We start from the raw sequence: 17,296 nt of genomic DNA, 5'->3' as shown, positions 1-17,296 counted from the left end.
CTGCCGCAGGTCAGCCCGCCCGCGCCCGCCACCGTGACCACCGTCCTCACCGACGGCAACCCCGCCCACCTCGCCGCTGTCGCCACCGCGCGTGCCGCCGGGCTGCCGGTGCACGTCGTGCCGGGCGGCGACCCGCGCGCGTCCGCGACCACCGTGGAGGCGCTCGCAGGCGTCGGCCCGGTCCTCGCCCTCGGCGCGTCCTTCGGCTCGCAGGAGGTGCTGGCCCAGCGGCTCGCGAGCGTCGGCACGGGCGTGCAGGCGCCCGGCGGCGGCCAACTCGTCTTCCCGACGGCGCCGGGCGTGCCCGGCAAGAGGTACGTCGCGCTGTACGGCACGCCGGGCACCCCGGCGCTGGGCCTGCTCGGCGAGCAGGACGTGCCCGCGACGATCGCCCGCGCCCAGCAGCTCGCGGGCGAGTACCAGGCGCTCACTGGTGACACGGTGGTCCCGATGCTCGAGGTGATCGCGACGATCGCCTCGTCGGGGCCCGAGGACGGCAGCTACTCGCGGATGCGCCCGGTGGAGGACCTGCGCCCGCTCGTCGAGGCGGCGGGCGAGGCGGGCCTGGCCGTGGTGCTGGACCTGCAGCCCGGCCGCACCGACTTCGTCACCCAGGCCCAGGCGTATGCGGACCTGCTCGCGCTCCCGCATGTGAGCCTGGCCCTGGACCCCGAGTGGCGGCTCGCCCCCGACCAGGTGCACCTGCGGCAGATCGGCTCGGTGGGCATCGACGAGGTCAACGCCGTCGTCACCTGGCTCGCGGACTTCACCCGCGAGCGGGCGCTGCCCCAGAAGATGCTGGTGCTGCACCAGTTCTCGCTGCGGATGATCAGCGAGCGGGAGCGCCTCGACACCAGCCGCGACGAGTTGGCGCTGCTCATCCACGTGGACGGCCAGGGCTCGCAGCCCGCGAAGGCGGGCACGTGGGCAGCGCTCCAGGCGGGCGCCCCGGCGGGGGTGCGATGGGGCTGGAAGAACTTCATCGACGAGGACCTCCCGATGCTCGACCCGAGCCAGACATACCAGGTCACACCGGTCCCTGACCTGGTCACCTACCAGTAGCGGGCCGCCCGGGGCGAGTCGTGGCGCCAAGGATCTCGACCTAGGCTGCGGGCGATGAGCGAGCCGTCGGCGCCCTCTGAGCGCACCCCCGAACCGCTGGCCGAAGCCACCGAGCCGGCCCGTGGCCGGCGCTCGCGCTGGCTGCGGGTGGGCCTGCCGGCGCTGGTCGGCGTCCTGCTGGCCGTGGTGTTCGGGGTGACGACGGCGACGGCCGACCTGAGCCTGGGCCCCCATCAGGCGCGCTACGACGTGACGACGGACAGCCAGGTCACCGTCGACCTCGGCCCGCTGGGCACGTTGGAGCTCGACTCGCCGTTGCCGTTGACGCTCGGCGTCCACGTCACCGTCGAGGAGATCCCCGACTCGTTCACCGCTGTCGACGCCGCCACGACCCTGCAGGCCCTCAGTGGCGACCTGCAGGGCTACCTGCAGTTCTTCGCGGGGCCCCAGGCCACGGTGCACGACGCGACGCAGGCCTTGCTCACCGACGCGGCGCGGCGTGCGATCGGCGCCTTCGCGCTGTTGGCGGCCGTCTGGTGGGGCGGCCGGTGGCTGATGGGCCAGTCGCGGCGCGAGGAGCTCGCCGGGCGACTGGCGCCCCACGCCCGGCAGGTCACCGGCGGCGTGCTGGTGGTGAGCCTGGGCCTGGGGGTGCTCACGTCGAGCCTGGGCGAGGCGGCGCGCCCGCAGCCGGAGGCCCGCGTGTCGAGGGTCTTCGATGGCACGCCGCTCGAGGGGGCCCGGGTGACCGGGCGGCTCGGCGGCGTGATCGACACCTACGGCGGCTACGTCGTGGACGCCTATCGCTCCAACACCGAGTTCTATGACCGGGCCGAGTCGGCGCTGCACGTCGCGTGGCGCGAGCGGGAGGAGCTCCTCGAGCAGGCGGAGGCCCCGTCGGGCCCGTCGGTGCGGCTCGACCCGGGCGTGCCGGCGCCCGACGTCACTGACGACGCCGCAGACGAGGGCGCCACGGCCGACGCCACCCCCTCCGCCACCCCGTCCGCCAGCCCATCCGCCACCGCATCGCCCACGCCCACTGCGAGCGAGGAGTCAGACGAGGAGTCGGAGCCCACCGTCCTGCTGGTCGTCTCCGACTTGCACTGCAACGTGGGCATGGCCCCCGTGATCCGCTCGCTGGCCGAGCTGTCACAGGCCGACGTGATCCTCGACGCCGGGGACACGACGGTGAACGGCACCGCGGTGGAGCAGTACTGCGTGACGACGTTCGCCCAAGCGGCGCCCACCGGTGTGCCGATCGTGACGTCGCCGGGCAACCACGACTCCCGCGAGACGTCGGCGATGTACGCGCGGGCCGGCGCGACTGTGCTCTCGGGCGACGTGGTCGAGGTGGCGGGGCTGCGCATCCTGGGGGACCGGGACCCGAACGAGACGCGGATCGGCGCAGGCACGTCGTCGGCTGACGTGGAGACGGCGTCCGAGATGGGCGCGCGGCTCGCCGAGACGGCGTGTGCCGACCCGGACGGTGTCGACCTGCTGCTGGTGCACACGCCGCGGGTGGGCCAGGCCGCGCTCGACGAGGGCTGCGTGCCGGCTCAGGTGTCGGGGCACCTGCACCGTCGCGGGGGGCCGTCGATGACGGGCGAGGGGGTGCGCTACGTGAGCTCGAGCACGGCGGGGGCCTCGTTGGGGCAGGCGACCGTGGGGCCGCTGAACGGCGTCGCGGAGATGACGCTGCTGCGCTTCGACCCGGACAGCCGCAGGATCCTCGACTACCAGGTGGTGCAGGTCGGCACGGACGCCTCGGTGGTGGTGGGCCCGCGGGTCGCGTGGCCGTCCCTGTCGCCGTTGCTGACCAGGCCGCGCTCGCCGCTGCTCGTGCCGTTCAACTGAGAGCGCGGCCTAGCCAGTAACCGCGAGGTTGCCCCGGCGCGACGCCGGACGGCAGAATGTTCGGTGTGCCGAACTTTTCTCTTCACCGGGCCGTAGCCGCACGTCGGCACGCCTCGGCGCGGGCGCCACGGGCGCTCCTGGCCGCGGTCTGCGCCGTGCTGCTCCTGGCCGGCTGCGCGGGCGCGGGAGCCCGGGAGGCGTCGGATGACACGACGAGCCCGACGCAGGACGGGCGGCCCGTCGTCCTCGCCACCTTCACGGTGATCGCGGACATGGCGAGCGTCGTCGCGGGCGATCACCTGCGCGTCGAGTCGGTCACCAAGGTCGGCGCCGAGATCCACGGCTACGAGCCCACGCCCGACGATCTGCGCCGCGCGGCCCGCGCAGACCTCGTGCTCGACAACGGCCTGGGCCTCGAGGCCTGGTTCGACAAGTTCGTCGACCGGCTCGACGCGCCGCACGTGACCCTCTCGGACGGCGTCGACACCATCCCCATCGCGGGGGGCGAGGCGAAGGGGCACGCGAACCCGCACGCGTGGATGTCGCCCACCGCGGCGCAGGTCTACGTGGACAACATCGCCGAGGCGTTCGCCGCGCTCGACCCCGCGCACGCCGACGACTACCGCGCCAACGCCGCCGCGTACTCCGAGCAGATCGCGGCGCTCGGCGACGAGCTCGAGCGCGAGCTCGCCTCACTCGACCCGGCTCGGCGGGCCCTGGTCACCTGCGAGGGCGCGTTCTCCTACCTCGCGCGTGACGCGGGGCTGGCCGAGGCCTGGCTGTGGCCGGTGAACTCCGAGCGGCAGGGCACCCCGCAGCAGGTCGCCGCGACCATCGACTTCGTGCGGGACAACCGCGTGCCGGCGGTGTTCTGCGAGTCCACCGTCTCCTCCACCGCCCAGGAGCAGGTGGCCGACGAGGCCGGGGCCCGATTCGCCGGGGTGCTGTACGTCGACTCGCTGTCCGCGCCCGACGGCCCGGTGCCCACCTACCTCGAGCTGCTCGCGCACGACGTGCGGACCATCGTCGCCGGGCTCACCGGCGACGGCGCGGAGTCGGGCTCATGAGCGCCGCCGCCATCGAGGTCCGCGGCCTGACGGTCCGCTACCACGACGTCGTGGCCCTCGACGGGGCCGACCTGACAGTGCTCCCGGGACGGCTCACCGGGCTGCTCGGCATGAACGGCTCGGGCAAGTCCAGCCTGCTCAAGGCGATCATGGGCATCGTCAGCCCCGACGCGGGCGAGGTCCGCGTGCTCGGCCGCACGTCGCGCGACGCCCGCCGGGAGGCGCTGCTCGGCTACGTCCCGCAGTCGGAGGATGTGGACTGGTCGTTCCCGCTCACCGTCCGCGACGTGGTGGCCCAGGGGCGGTACGGGCGCCTCGGCCCGATGCGCGGGCTGCGGGCCGCCGATCGTCAGGCGGTCGACTCCGCGCTCGAGCGCGTCGGGCTCACCGACCTCGCCGGGCGCCAGATCGGCCGGCTGTCGGGCGGCCAGCGCAAGCGGGCGTTCATCGCGCGCTGCCTCGCCCAGGAGGCCCAGGTGCTGCTGCTCGACGAGCCCTTCGCCGGCGTGGACGTGTCCTCGCAGGCCACGCTCACCGCGCTGCTGCGCGAGCTCGTCGCCGAGGGCGTCGCCGCCCTGGTCTCCACCCACGACCTCGCCGCCTTGCCCGCCCTCGCGGATGACGCGGTCCTGCTGCACCGCCGGGTGCTGGCCGCCGGGTCGCCGCAGGAGGTCCTGCGGCCCGAGAACCTCGCACTCGCCTTCGGAGGGGACTCATGACCGTCGTCGAGTGGCTCGCCGAGCCGTGGCAGTACGAGTTCATGCAGCGCGCGCTGCTGGTGACGGTGGTCGCGGCGGTGGTGTGCGGGCTGCTGAGCTGCTGGCTCGTGCTGATCGGCTGGTCGCTGCTGGGCGACGCCGTCGCGCATGCGGTGCTGCCCGGCGTGGTGCTGGCGTACCTCGCGGGCGTGCCGTTCGCGGTGGGCGCCCTGGTGTTCGGACTGGGGGCGGTGGCGCTGATCGGGATGGTCCGCGAGACCACCGGCCTACGGGAGGACACCGCGATCGGGGTGGTGTTCACGACGCTGTTCGCGCTGGGCATCGTGCTGGTCTCGGTGACGCCCAGCCAGATCGACCTCGGCCACATCCTGTTCGGCAACGTGCTCGGCGTCTCGGATGTGGACATCGCCCAGGTGGTGGTGCTCGGCGCGTTGGCGTTCACGGTGCTGGTGCTCAAGCGGCGCGACCTGACCCTGTACGCCTTCGACCGCACACACGCGCATGCCGTCGGCATCTCCCCGCGTGTGCTCTCCGCGTTGCTGCTGGGGGTGCTCGCCCTGACGGTGGTGGTCGCGCTGCAGGCCATCGGCGTGGTGCTGGTCGTGGCCATGCTCATCACCCCCGGCGCCACGGCGTTCCTGCTCACCGAGCGGATGAGCAGGATGCTGGTCATCGCGCCCGTGCTGGCCGGGGGCTGCGCGTTCGCCGGGCTGTACGCGAGCTACTACCTGGACGCGTCGAGTGGCGGCATGGTGGTGCTGGCCCAGGGCCTGGTGTTCGCGCTGGTGTTCCTGTTCGCGCCGCGCCGGGGTGTGCTGCGCCGGCTGCGCGGGCGCGGCGGGGCGGCGGCGGGAGGCGACGGGATCGGGTCCGACGCCGGAGCCCCCGCCCAGGCGGCCACCGCCCTCGGCCCTAGGCTGGGCGCGTGAGCTCCCCGGATTCGAACGCCTTGACGTCCGTCGCCCAGGACTACCTCAAGGTCATCTGGTCCGCCGGCGAGTGGTCCCAGGCGCCCGTCACCACCAAGATGCTCGCCGAGCGGCTCGGGGTCGGCGCGTCGACGGTCTCGGAGACGGTGCGCAGGCTCGCCGACCAGGGCTTGGTCACGCACGCTCCCTACGCGCCCATCGAGCTGACGCCGCTGGGCGCGGCCCACGCGGTGGCGATGGTGCGGCGGCACCGGCTGATCGAGACGTTCCTGGTGAGCGTCCTGGGCTACGGCTGGGACGAGGTGCATGACGAGGCCGAGGTGCTCGAGCACGCGGTCTCCGACTTGATGGTGGACCGGATGGACGCGCGCCTGGGCTTCCCGACGCGGGACCCGCACGGCGACCCGATCCCCACAGCCGACGGCCATGTGCCGATGCCGCCGGCCCGGGTGCTGTGGGACTTGGCCGACGGTGACTGGGTCGTGGCCCGCATCTCGGACTCCGACCCGGAGCTGCTGCGCTACCTGGAGTCGGTGGGCCTGGTGCTGGACGCCCGCGTGGAGGTCGCCGAGCGGCGGCACGTGACGGGTGTGACGGCGGTGCGGGTCCGGCCTCCGGCCGCGGGGTCGACCGAGCCCGAGCGCCCGGTGGAGCTGGGGGAGAAAGCGGCCTCCGCCATCTGGCTCGTGCCCGCAGGGTAGGGTTCCCCGCATCACCGCACGTGGACGACGGCGATTCGACGCGCCCTCGTCGAATCGTTTCGAGAATGCCGAGACCGGCTGTCGGCCCCCACGTCCGACCCGCTGGGAGGCGACACGCATGGTCCAGACCGCATCCGAGGCGCGCCCGGCCTCCCCGTCGGCTGCGGGCGGCGCCGGACGACGCGGCATCCAGCCGGCTCTGATCGCCCTGGCCCTCGGCGGCTTCTCCATCGGGACCACCGAGTTCACCACCATGGGCCTGCTGCCCGAGATCGCCGCCAGCGTCGGCGTCTCGATCCCCACCGCGGGCCACATCATCACCGCGTACGCGCTCGGCGTCGTCATCGGGGCCCCGCTGCTCACCACGCTGGCGGCCCGCGCCGACCGCCGCACCCTGCTGCTCTGGCTGATGGGGGCCTTCGCCGTCGCCAACACCCTCGCCGCCGTCGCGCCGAGCGCCGGTTGGCTCGTGTTCGCCCGCTTCCTCGCCGGGCTCCCGCACGGCGCGTTCTTCGGCGTCGGCGCGGTGCTCGGCGCGCACGTCGCCGGGCCGGGACGGCGCGGGCGCGCGGTCGCCACCATGATGGCCGGGCTCACCATCTCCAACATCGTCGGCGTGCCCGCGTCCACGTGGCTCGGCCAGCAGTTCGGCTGGCGGCTCGCGTTCATCGTGGTGGGCCTGCTCGGCCTGATCACCCTCGCCGCCCTCATCCGCTGGACGCCGAGCGTGCCCGCCGGATCCGGGACCACCGTGCGCAGCGAGCTCGGCGCGCTGCGCAACCGTGGCCTGTGGATCGCGGCCGGCGCCGGCGGCATCGGCTTCGGCGGCATGTTCGCCGTCTACTCCTACATCTCCCCGCTCCTCACCGAGGCCACGGGGCTGCAGATCGGCACGGTGCCGCTCGTGCTCGCGCTGTTCGGCGTCGGCATGACGATCGGCACGCTGCTGGGCGGGCGGCTCGCGGACCGGTCGGTGCCGCGCGCGATGCACATCGGCTTCGGCTCGACGATCCTCTCGCTGGTGGCCATCGGGCTCTTCGGGGGAGCGCATCCGGTGGCCGCTGTCAGCGCGATCGTCGCCCTGGGGATCACGTCGCAGATCCTCGGGATCGGCCTGCAGTCGCGCCTCATCGACCTGTCGCCCGACGCCCCGTCGCTGGGCGCGGCACTCTGCCACTCCGCGCTCAACGTGGGCAACGCGGCGGGCGCCTGGGTCGGCGGGCTGGTCCTCGCCGCAGGGTTCGGCCACCTCGCCCCGGCCTGGGTCGGCGCCGCCCTCACCGCGGCGGGCCTGCTCGTCGTGGCGACCGTGGGACGGGGCCCGACGCCCGCGCCGTCGCGGGCCTGACCGGCCGATCTGGACCTGCGCACTAGATCACCCGCCGGGGGTTACTGTGGGCACACTCCGACCGGACGCGCCGCCCACCGGCAGCCCGTCTCCGCCGACGAAGACGGGTCCCCTCGTGGCACACACCTTGACCGATGACGGCCTCGACAAGGCCGCGCGACCCGCAGGCTCCGGCGACTCACCGCGCGAGCGCCAGGTCAGCGAGTTCACCGACCTGATGCGCACCGTGCAGGAGTCCGGCCTGATGCGCCGGCGCTACGGCTACTACTGGACGCGGTTCGCGGTGCTCACGCTGCTGCTGGCGGGCACCGTCGTGGCCTTCGTGCTCATCGGCCACTCCTGGTGGCAGCTCGTCGTGGCGGCCGTGCTGGCGGTGCTGCTCGGCCAGGTCATGTTCCTGGGCCACGACGCCGCGCACCGGCAGATCTTCGCCTCCGGCCGGTGGAACGACTGGGCCAGCCTCGTCGTCGCCAACCTCTACGCGGGCATGTCCTACGGCTGGTGGACGCATAAGCACAGCCGTCACCACGCGAAGCCCAACACCGTCGACGCCGACCCGGACATCAAGTCCGGCGTGCTCGTGTTCACCACCGACGACCTGCCCAAGGAGCGCACCGGCGCCGCCGCCTGGTTCGCCAAGCGCCAGGGCTGGCTGTTCTTCCCGCTGCTGCTGCTCGAGGGCCTCAACCTGCACATCTCGGGGGTCAAGACGATCTTCGGCCGCGGCCCGGTCAAGCGGCGCCCCGTGGAGATCGCGTTCGTGACGCTGCGCCTCGTCGGCTACGTCGCGCTCGTGTTCTGGGTGCTCCCCATCGGCATGGGCTTCGCGTTCCTGGGCGTGCAGCTCGGCCTGTTCGGCCTGTACATGGGCGCCAGCTTCGCGCCCAACCACAAGGGCATGCCCATCGTCCCGGCGTCCATGAAGATCGACTTCCTGCGCCGCCAGGTGCTGCTCAGCCGCAACATCAAGGGCGGCCGCGTCACCGACCTGTTCATGGGCGGGCTCAACTACCAGATCGAGCACCACCTGTTCCCGAGCATGCCGCGCCCGTCGCTGCGCCGGGTGCAGCCGATCGTGCGCGAGTTCTGCGCCTCGCGCGGCATCACGTACACCGAGACGACGCTGGTGAACTCCTACCGGATCGTCGTGCGCTACCTCAACGAGGTGGGCCTCGCGGCGCGCGACCCGTTCCAGTGCCCGCTCACCGCGGAGTTCCGCTCGGCCCGCTGAGCGCCGTGGGCGGAGAGTCCGCCGCCCAGGCCAGCGGGGCTAAACTCGCGGAGTGACTTCGCAGGCTCCCTCCCAGCCCACCGCCGATTCCGGCGCTGGCAACGACGTGCCCTTCCGTTATGACGCCGCGATGGCGGAGCAGATCGAGCTCCGCTGGCAGGACCGGTGGGAGGAGCGCGGCACGTTCTTCGCCGCGAACCCGTCCGGCCCGCTCACCGACGGCCAGGGGCGGCACGCCGACCCGCAGTCGCGCCCGTACTTCGTGATGGACATGTTCCCGTACCCGTCGGGCGCGGGGCTGCACGTCGGCCACCCCCTCGGGTACATCGCCACCGACGTGGTCGCGCGCTACCGCAAGATGCTCGGCGACAACGTGCTGCACGCCCTCGGCTACGACGCCTTCGGCCTGCCGGCCGAGCAGTACGCCGTGCAGACCGGCACGCACCCGCGGCTCACCACCGAGGCGAACATCGAGATCATGGCGCGCCAGCTGCGCCGCCTGGGCATGGGCTACGACCAGCGGCGCACCTTCGCCACGATCGACCCGGACTACGTGCGCTGGACCCAGTGGATCTTCCTGCAGATCTTCGAGGCATGGTACGACGCCGACGCGATCCGCCCGGACGGCGGCCGCGGCCGCGCCCGGCCCGTCAGCGAGCTCGTCGAGGAGTACGCCACGGGCGCCCGTCCCGTGCCGACCGGCATCGAGGGCGTCCCCGAGGGCGTGGCCTGGGCCGACCTCGACGACGTGGCCCGCCGCCGCGTCCTCGACCAGCAGCGCCTCGCGTACGTCTCCGAGACGCCGGTCAACTGGTGCCCCGGGCTGGGCACCGTCCTGGCCAACGAGGAGGTCACCTCCGACGGGCGCTCCGAGCGCGGCAACTTCCCCGTGTTCAAGCGGACGCTGCGGCAGTGGAACATGCGCATCACGGCGTACGCCGACCGCCTGGCCGACGACCTCGACCTGATCGACTGGCCGCACAAGGTCACCGCGATGCAGCGGAACTGGATCGGCCGCTCCGAGGGCGCCCAGGTGCGGTTCCCGGTCTCCGCGCCCGGCGACGCCTCAGGCGCGCCTGTCGCCGAGATCGAGGTCTTCACCACGCGGCCCGACACGCTGTTCGGCGCCACGTTCATGGTGCTGGCGCCCGAGCACGAGCTGGTCGGCGAGCTCGTCCCGCAGGCCTGGCCGGAGGGGACGAAGGACGCCTGGACCGGCGGCCACGCGACCCCCGCCGAGGCGGTCGAGGCCTACCGGGCCGAGGCGGCGGCCAAGACGGAGATCGAGCGGCAGAGCGAGGGCCGCGAGAAGACCGGCGTGTTCACCGGCATCTACGCGACCAACCCGGTCAACGGCGCACCCGTCCCCGTGTTCATCGCCGACTACGTGCTGGCCGGCTACGGCACGGGCGCGATCATGGCGGTGCCCGCGCAGGACGTGCGCGACTGGGAGTTCGCGACCCGGTTCGAGCTGCCCATCATCCGCACCGTGCAGCCGCCCGAGGGCTTCGAGGGCGATGCGTACACCGGCGACGGCGTCGCGATCAACTCCGCCAATGACGAGGTCAGCCTGGACGGGCTGGGCGTCGCCGAGGCGAAGCGGGTCATCACGGAGTGGCTCGAGCGCAAGGGCCTGGGCACGGGGGCGACCACGTACCGGCTGCGCGACTGGCTGTTCAGCCGCCAGCGCTACTGGGGCGAGCCGTTCCCGATCGTCTACGACGAGAACGACCTGCCGATCGCGCTGCCCGACTCGGCGCTGCCGGTGGACCTGCCCGAGGTCCCGGACTACTCGCCACGCACCTTCGCCCCCGACGACGCCGAGTCCTCGCCCGAGGCGCCGCTGGGCCGCAACGAGGACTGGGTCAACGTCACGCTCGACCTGGGCGACGGGCCCAAGACGTACCGCCGGGACACCAACACGATGCCCAACTGGGCCGGGTCGTGCTGGTACTACCTGCACTACCTCGACGCCCACCAGCGCGACCAGGTGATCGACCCCGCACTCGAGTCGTACTGGATGGGCCCGGGCCACAACCCCGCGGACACCCACGGCGCGGGCGGCGTCGACCTGTACGTGGGCGGCGTCGAGCACGCCGTGCTGCACCTGCTGTACGCCCGGTTCTGGCACAAGGTCCTCTACGACCTGGGCCACGTGGCCAGCGTCGAGCCGTTCCGCAAGCTCTTCAACCAGGGCTACATCCAGGCGGACGCCTACCAGGACGCGCGCGGCGTCTACGTCCCGGCCGCCGAGGTCGTGGCCGACGAGTCCGTCCCGAGCGGCTTCTCGTGGAACGGCGAGGAGGTCTTCCGCGAGTACGGGAAGATGGGCAAGTCGCTGAAGAACGCGGTCACGCCCGACGAGCTGTACGCCGAGTACGGCGCCGACACGCTGCGCGTCTACGAGATGTCGATGGGGCCGCTGGACCTGTCCCGCCCGTGGGAGACCCGTGCCGTGGTCGGGGCGCAGCGCTTCCTGCAGCGGCTGTGGCGCAACGCCGTCGACGAGTCGACGGGCGAGCTCGTTGTGACCGACGAGGCGCCGTCGGAGGAGACGCTGCGGGTGCTGCACCGCACCATCGCGGACGTCACCGCCGACATGGAGGCCATGCGGCTCAACACCGCCATCGCCAAGCTGATCGTGCTGAACAACCACCTCACGACGCTGCCGCGGACGCCGCGCGCCGCCATCGAGCCGCTGGTGCTCATGACGGCGCCCGTGGCCCCGCACCTGGCCGAGGAGCTGTGGTCGCGGCTGGGCCACTCCGAGTCCCTGGCCGCCGAGCCGTTCCCCGTCGCCGACGAGGCTTACCTCGTCGAGGACACCGTCACCTGCGTCCTGCAGGTGCAGGGCAAGGTGCGCGGCCGTGCCGAGGTGCCGGCCGACGTCACCGAGGACGCGCTGCGCGAGATCGCGCTCGCCGACGCCGGGGTGCAGCGGGCACTGGACGGCCGGGCGGTGCGCACCGTGATCGTGCGCGCGCCGAAGCTCGTCAACGTGGTGCCGGCCTGAGCACGCCCGTCCGGCGCGGCGGCCTACTGCGGGGGCGGCCCGCCGGGCCGGCCGTCGCGCTGGTCACCGACTCCACCGCCGCGCTGCCCCCCGAGGTGGCCGCGCAGTGGGGCGTCATCGTCGTGCCCCTCGACGTCGTCATCGGCGGCGAGCGACGGCAGGAGGGCGTGGACCTCAGCTCAGCGCAGCTCGCTGCCGCGCTCGACGCCGGGGAGCGGGTGACCACGTCGCAGCCCGCCCCGGCCGCGTTCGCGGAGGCGTATGCGCGCGCCGTCGAGTCCGGCGCCCGGGAGATCGTGTCGATGCACATCTCCGGGGACCTCTCCGGCACGGTCCGCTCAGCCCAGGTCGCCGCGCTGGCGGCGCCGGTGCCCGTGCACGTCGTCGACTCGCGCTCGGTGGTCATGGGGCTCGGGTTCGCCGTGCTGTCGGCGGCGCAGGCGGCGCGTGGCGACACGGGCGGCGGGCCCGATCCGCTGGCTCCCGGCGCGGAGGAGCCCCGTGCGCGGCGCCTGCTCGACCTGCGACGCCGCCCTGAGCGGGTGGCTGTCGACGGTGTCGAGGTCGCGCAACGCGCCCGGCAGGTGGGCTCGCAGGCGAGCGCGTGGTTCCTCGTGGACTCGCTGGACCACCTGCGCCGCGGGGGCAGGCTCAGCGCGACGGCCGCCGCCCTGGGCACGGTGTTGGGCCTGCGCCCGATCCTCACGCTGCGGGACGGGCGCATCGAGGTGGCGGAGAAGGTCCGGACCCGTCGGGCCGCCCGCGACCGGCTGGAGGCGCTCGCCGTCGCCGATGTGCGTCGACGGGGCTCTGCCCGGGTCGCCGTGCACCACCTCGGCCAACCCGAGCTCGCGGCCCAGCTCGCCGACCAGCTCGAGGCATGGCTCGGGGAGTTGGCGGGCAAGGTCCAGATCTGCGAGGTCAGCGCCGTGATCGGCGCCCACGTCGGATCGGGACTGCTGGCAGTGGTCGTCGCCGACGCCTGACCGGCCACCCCCAGCCCCCAGCGGAGCCCTGCGGTCGACCGCAGAGGCGCCGTCACGCCCGGCCGCCCGGCATGCGCTCCTACGGTGCCGGCATGACCGCATCACCGGAGGGCCTCGCCCGTGACCGGCTGCTCGGACTCGCCACGCGGCCAGGCCACACCACAGCAGCCGGCCCACGGTGGACCCCCGACCGGTCGCACCCCGAGCCGCCGGCCGACGCGGAGGCCGGGACGCCGCCTGGCCAGGCAGCCCGCGACGCGGCCGACGTCGCCGACAGGTGGCGGCAGGGCGCTCTCGCGCGCGTCGGGGGCCTGTACGCCGAGGAGCACGGCCACCCGCTGGAGCACGGCCGGCTCGTCGACGCGCCCACCCGCCCTCGGGCGCGTCGGCGCTGGGCGGTGCCGCTGCGCCTCGCGCTGACGGCGGCTGTGGCGGTCGCCCTCGTCGGCGGCGGCGTCGCGGTGCGGGCCCTGTCCAGCCCCCACACGGCCGGCGTCGCCGCGGAGCTGCCCGAGGTCGCCGGCCCCACGGGGCGCGCGGGAGACCCGAGCCCGGGCGCGACCGCCGGCAGCCTGGGCGTCGCCGTGCCCGCCACGGCAGTCCCAGGGGGCACTGTGGTGGTGCACGTCGTGGGTGAGGTCGCTCTCCCGGGACTCGCCTCCTTGCCCGCCGGCTCGCGGGTCGCCGACGCGGTCTCGGCCGTCGGCGGCGCGACCGCCAACGCCGACCTCTCCGCGGTCAACCTGGCCCGGCAGCTCGTCGACGGCGAGCAGGTGCTCGTGCCATCGCCCGGCCAGGCGGTGGCGCCCGGGGCCGGGGAGGCGTCGGCGGCCGACCCCTCCGGGCCGGCGCTGGTGAGCCTGAACGAGGCCGACCTCGCGACCCTCGACGACCTGCCCGGCATCGGCCCGGTGCTCGCCGAGCGCATCGTGGCCTGGCGCCAGGAGCACGGCAGGTTCGCGGATGTCGAGGAGCTCGCGGAGGTCTCGGGGATCGGCCCCGCGCTGCTCGGCAGGCTCCGTCCCCTGGTGCGGGTGTGAGGGGTGGGGCCGCCGCTGGACCTGAGGCTCGTGCCCGCGGCGGCCGGCGCGTGGGTTGCGGCCGTCCTCGTCGTCGTGCTGCCGCCGCGCGCCGCCACCCTGGCGGCTGTCGCCGTGGCCTGTGCGGTGGTCGCCGTGGTGCTCGTCGCATGGCGCGCGCACAGGGCTCCTGACGAGGCTCGGGTGGGGCGGCTGCTGCGGGAGCGGGTGGGCCAGGTCGTGTTCGTCGGGGTGGTCGTCGTGGCGGTGTGCGGGGCGACGGCCGCCCAACTGCACGCGCGCGCCGCCGGCGGGCTCGCGGCCCATGCGGTGGACCGGGCCGTCGTCCGGGTGGAGGGCACGCTGCGCACCGCGCCGGCCGCCATGCCGAGCGCCTGGCCGGGCGGCGAGCCGCGCTTCCGTACCGTGCTGCAACTCGGCACAGTCGAGGTCCGCGGGGTGCGGAGCGACATCGCGGCCCAGGTGGTGGTGCTCGGCGGCTCAGCGTGGGAGGGCCTGCGCACGGGAGCCGCAGTCATCGCCTCGGGCCGTTTGCTGCCCGCCGAGCCCGGCGCGCGCGAGGTGGCGGTCGTGGTCGTCTCCGGGGAGCCGACGGTGGTGGCCGACCCGCCGGCGGTGTGGCGTGCCACAGGCCAGCTCCGCGCGGGACTGCGCGCCCTGGCGGCCCGGCTGCCCGGCGACGCGGGAGCGCTGCTCCCCGGGATGGCGGTCGGCGACACCTCCAGGCTGCCCGACGACCTCGCCGCCGCCATGCGGACCTCGGGGCTGACCCACCTCACGGCGGTGTCCGGCGCCCACTTCGCACTGGTCGGGGCGGCGGCGTTGACGTGCGCCACGCTGCTCGGCCTGGCGCGGCCTGTGCGGGCGGTGGCCACGGCCGTGGTGCTGGTCGGGTTCGTCGTCCTCGTCGAGCCCAGTCCGAGCGTCCTGCGGGCAGCGGCGATGGGGGCCATCGGGCTGGGCGGCCTCGTGGCCGGACGTCCTGCCCGCGCGGCGCCCGCGCTCGGCGCCGCCGTCATCCTGCTGCTGATCGCCGACCCGTGGCTCGCCCGCGACGTCGGGTTCGTGCTGTCGGTGCTGGCCACGGCGGCGCTGGTGCTGCTCGCCGGGCCGCTGGCCGCGCGCTGGTCGCGCACCGGGCGCACTACTGCCGCCCATGCGCTGGCGGCGCCTGTCGCGGCCCAGAGCGTGTGCGCGCCGGTGCTGCTGCTGCTCACGCCGTCGATCTCGGCCTATGCCGTGGTGGCGAACCTGCTCGTGGCGCCTGCGGTGGCGCCCGCCACGGTCGTGGGACTCATGGCCGCGCTGCTCGCCCCCGCCTGGCCGCAGGGCGCCCTGGTGCTGGCGCAGGTCGCCGGCGCCGGCTGCTGGTGGGTGGGCGCCGTGGCACGCGCCGCCGCCGGCCTCCCGGGCGCGCGAGTGGCATGGGTGGGGGGAGCCGTGGGCGCGGCGCTGTTGGGCCTGGCCACCGTCGCGGCCTTCGCACTGCTGCTCGGGCCGCGCGAGGCCGGCGCAGGGCCCGTCCACACCCTCGCCCGCGAGCCGGCCGCTGGCCTGGCTCGTGGGTCGTCCGTGGCAGGCTGGGGGCGTGCCTCCCACACCACGCTCGTCGAGTCGGACCGCCCGTGGCGCCGCACGCGCCACCCCTGCCGGGATCTCCTGGGACGAGGCGCCGCTCGCGCCCGTGGTGCTCGTCGCCGGGGCTGAGGCCCTGCTGGCCGAGCGGGCCGTCGAGCGGATCATCGCCCTGGCCAAGGAGCGGGACGCGGGCGTCGAGGTCACGACGCTCGACGGCGCCCTGTACACCGGGGGGACGCTCGGCGTCGTGGCGAGCCCGTCGCTCTTCGACGAGGACAGGGTGGTGGTCGTCGAGGCGGTGGAGCGCGCGACCGACGAGCTGCTCACCGACGCCCTCGCCTACCTGGAGGCGCCCGCGCCGGATGTCGTGCTGGTGCTCCGGCACGGGGGCGGGCAGCGGGGCAAGAAGCTGCTGGACGCGGTCCGGGCGCAGGGCGCGCCCGTCGTCGCCTGCGAGCCGCTGAAGAAGGACTCGGACAAGGTGGCCTTCGTCACGGCCGAGCTGCGGCGGGCCTCGCGGCGGGCGGACGCGCGGGCAGTGCGGGCGCTGGTCGACGCGGTGGGGAACGACTTGCGCGAGCTCGCGGCGGCGTGCGCCCAGCTCGTCGCGGACACGTCGGGCGTGATCGGCACGGAGGTCGTCGAGCGGTACTACGGCGGCCGGATCGAGGCCACGGGCTTCCGTGTCGCCGACGCCGCGATCGAGGGCGACGCCGGGCAAGCAGTGGCCCTGCTGCGGCACGCCCTCGCGACCGGGGTGGACCCGGTGCCGATCGTCGCGGCGCTCGCGATGAAGCTGCGCACGTTGGCGAAAGTCGCGGCGACGCGGGGCCGCGGGGGAGCCTCTGCCCGTGATCTCGGGCTGGCCCCGTGGCAGGTGGACCGGGCGCTCAAGGACTTGCAGCGCTGGACCCCGGAGGGCCTCGCGGAGGCCATCACCGCCGTGGCGCAGGCCGACACCGAGGTGAAGGGCGGCGGGCGGGACCGCGAGTTCGCCGTGGAGCGCGCGGTGCTGCGGATCGCGTCAGCCGGATCGCGGTGACGGGACGCCGTCCGTGAGGTCGAGCACCGACGCGGCGGCGAAGAGGTGCCCCTGGAACAGGTCGAACCCCACAGCGGCGCAGCGGAGGCGGGTGGCCTCGTCCTCGACGCGCTCGGCGATGAGCGTCGCCCCGCAGCTGCCCGCGAGGCGGACCAGCGCGTCTCCGTGCGTCGCCAAGTCGCGGCAGTCGACCTTGACGTAGTCCGCGAACGGCAGCAGCGCGATCTGCGCCGGGCTCCCGGTGAAGTCGTCGAGCGCGATGCGGTACCCGTCGTCGCGCAGACGCCGCACGCCCGTCAGGACGGCGGGGTCGTGGGGCACGGACTCGACGACCTCGAGCACGAGCCTGCCGGGGTAGGGGGGCAGCGGGAGGTCGCCCACGAGGTACGAACGGGTGATGTTCACGAAGGCGAGGCGGTCGCCCGCCACACGGTGGGGCCCCTGGCTGAAGACCTGATCGAGGACCTTGCCGCTGGCGCGGTCTTGGTGCTCGGCGGTCCAGGTGTCGACCCGGACGGGCCGCCGGGTGGGCGACCGGTAGAGGAACTCGAAGCCGACGGTTCGGGCTGCGGCGGTGACGATCGGCTGGCGCCCGAGCAGGGTGCGCCAGCTGTGGCGGCGCCGCCCGGCGGGGGAGGCGCCGCGCGCCACGTCGCATCGGGCCTCGTGCGCCAGGGCCGGAGTGGTCACGTCGAGTGAGAGCCGTGTCACGCGCGGTGATGACGG

14 protein-coding genes are annotated in these 17,296 nt (G+C 74.4%); 13 read left to right on the top strand and 1 reads right to left on the bottom strand.

Going from position 1 to position 17,296, the window contains the following annotated elements; all coding sequences use genetic code 11:
- The 13 genes from QUV83_RS17575 to holA form a co-directional block, all read left to right on the top strand.
- Positions 1-1,062: hypothetical protein (locus QUV83_RS17575; RefSeq protein WP_289566222.1), on the top strand; the 1,062-nt coding region annotated here is incomplete at its 5' end.
- 54 nt (positions 1,063-1,116) lie between these two features.
- Entirely contained in the window at positions 1,117-2,916 is a 1,800-nt protein-coding gene (locus QUV83_RS17570) for a metallophosphoesterase family protein (protein ID WP_289566221.1), read from the top strand.
- Between the two features lie 56 nt (positions 2,917-2,972).
- On the top strand, positions 2,973-3,983 hold the full coding sequence (locus QUV83_RS17565; RefSeq protein WP_289566220.1) for a metal ABC transporter substrate-binding protein: 1,011 nt from the start codon (positions 2,973-2,975) through the stop codon (positions 3,981-3,983).
- Positions 3,980-4,702: a metal ABC transporter ATP-binding protein gene (locus QUV83_RS17560; RefSeq protein ID WP_289566219.1), complete on the top strand. Its 723-nt coding sequence runs from the start codon at positions 3,980-3,982 to the stop codon at positions 4,700-4,702. The genes QUV83_RS17565 and QUV83_RS17560 overlap by 4 nt, the downstream gene beginning before the upstream one ends.
- Complete coding sequence (locus QUV83_RS17555) at positions 4,699-5,631, top strand: metal ABC transporter permease (protein ID WP_289566218.1); 933 nt, start codon at positions 4,699-4,701, stop codon at positions 5,629-5,631. Before QUV83_RS17560 ends, QUV83_RS17555 begins: the two co-directional genes overlap by 4 nt.
- Complete coding sequence (locus tag QUV83_RS17550) at positions 5,628-6,332, top strand: metal-dependent transcriptional regulator (RefSeq protein ID WP_289566217.1); 705 nt, start codon at positions 5,628-5,630, stop codon at positions 6,330-6,332. Before QUV83_RS17555 ends, QUV83_RS17550 begins: the two co-directional genes overlap by 4 nt.
- A gap of 118 nt (positions 6,333-6,450) precedes the next feature.
- Positions 6,451-7,680 carry an MFS transporter gene (locus QUV83_RS17545; RefSeq protein WP_289566216.1) on the top strand — a complete coding sequence of 410 codons (1,230 nt, stop codon included), beginning with the start codon at positions 6,451-6,453 and terminating at the stop codon, positions 7,678-7,680.
- 217 nt (positions 7,681-7,897) lie between these two features.
- The gene (locus tag QUV83_RS17540) at positions 7,898-8,911 is read left to right on the top strand and encodes a fatty acid desaturase family protein (protein WP_289566226.1); all 1,014 of its coding nucleotides are present in this window, start codon (positions 7,898-7,900) and stop codon (positions 8,909-8,911) included.
- A gap of 52 nt (positions 8,912-8,963) precedes the next feature.
- A complete protein-coding gene (gene leuS / locus QUV83_RS17535; protein ID WP_436231945.1) occupies positions 8,964-11,924 on the top strand; it encodes a leucine--tRNA ligase in 2,961 nt (986 codons plus the stop codon).
- Entirely contained in the window at positions 11,921-12,910 is a 990-nt protein-coding gene (locus tag QUV83_RS17530; RefSeq protein ID WP_354003961.1) for a DegV family protein, read from the top strand. The genes leuS and QUV83_RS17530 overlap by 4 nt, the downstream gene beginning before the upstream one ends.
- 92 nt (positions 12,911-13,002) lie before the next feature.
- A complete protein-coding gene (locus tag QUV83_RS17525; protein ID WP_289566215.1) occupies positions 13,003-13,950 on the top strand; it encodes a ComEA family DNA-binding protein in 948 nt (315 codons plus the stop codon).
- A 3-nt stretch (positions 13,951-13,953) separates the two neighbouring features.
- A complete protein-coding gene (locus QUV83_RS17520; protein WP_289566214.1) occupies positions 13,954-15,657 on the top strand; it encodes a ComEC/Rec2 family competence protein in 1,704 nt (567 codons plus the stop codon).
- Positions 15,539-16,570 carry a DNA polymerase III subunit delta gene (gene holA / locus QUV83_RS17515; RefSeq protein WP_436231944.1) on the top strand — a complete coding sequence of 344 codons (1,032 nt, stop codon included), beginning with the start codon at positions 15,539-15,541 and terminating at the stop codon, positions 16,568-16,570. The genes QUV83_RS17520 and holA overlap by 119 nt, the downstream gene beginning before the upstream one ends.
- Here the strand turns inward: holA and QUV83_RS17510 are convergent.
- Positions 16,553-17,281, bottom strand: a complete 729-nt coding sequence (locus QUV83_RS17510) for an EAL and HDOD domain-containing protein (RefSeq protein ID WP_289566213.1) — start codon at positions 17,279-17,281, stop codon at positions 16,553-16,555. The two genes, holA and QUV83_RS17510, sit on opposite strands and share 18 nt — an antisense overlap.
- Positions 17,282-17,296: the final 15 nt, after the last annotated feature.

The sequence above is a fragment of the Cellulomonas cellasea genome, from assembly GCF_030372105.1.
Lineage (GTDB): Bacteria > Actinomycetota > Actinomycetes > Actinomycetales > Cellulomonadaceae > Cellulomonas_A > Cellulomonas_A cellasea_A.
The sequence above is the reverse complement of the archived record's forward strand: the minus strand, read 5'-3'. Positions and strand labels throughout refer to the sequence as shown.

Excerpts from the sequence above, each read along its gene's own strand:
- QUV83_RS17570 (WP_289566221.1), top strand. The coding sequence starts at position 1,117 with ATGAGCGAGCCGTCGGCGCCCTCTGAGCGCACCCCCGAACCGCTGGCC.
- QUV83_RS17565 (WP_289566220.1), top strand. The coding sequence starts at position 2,973 with ATGTTCGGTGTGCCGAACTTTTCTCTTCACCGGGCCGTAGCCGCACGT.
- QUV83_RS17560 (WP_289566219.1), top strand. The coding sequence starts at position 3,980 with ATGAGCGCCGCCGCCATCGAGGTCCGCGGCCTGACGGTCCGCTACCAC.
- QUV83_RS17555 (WP_289566218.1), top strand. The coding sequence starts at position 4,699 with ATGACCGTCGTCGAGTGGCTCGCCGAGCCGTGGCAGTACGAGTTCATG.
- QUV83_RS17545 (WP_289566216.1), top strand. The coding sequence starts at position 6,451 with ATGGTCCAGACCGCATCCGAGGCGCGCCCGGCCTCCCCGTCGGCTGCG.
- QUV83_RS17540 (WP_289566226.1), top strand. The coding sequence starts at position 7,898 with ATGCGCACCGTGCAGGAGTCCGGCCTGATGCGCCGGCGCTACGGCTAC.
- QUV83_RS17525 (WP_289566215.1), top strand. The coding sequence starts at position 13,003 with ATGACCGCATCACCGGAGGGCCTCGCCCGTGACCGGCTGCTCGGACTC.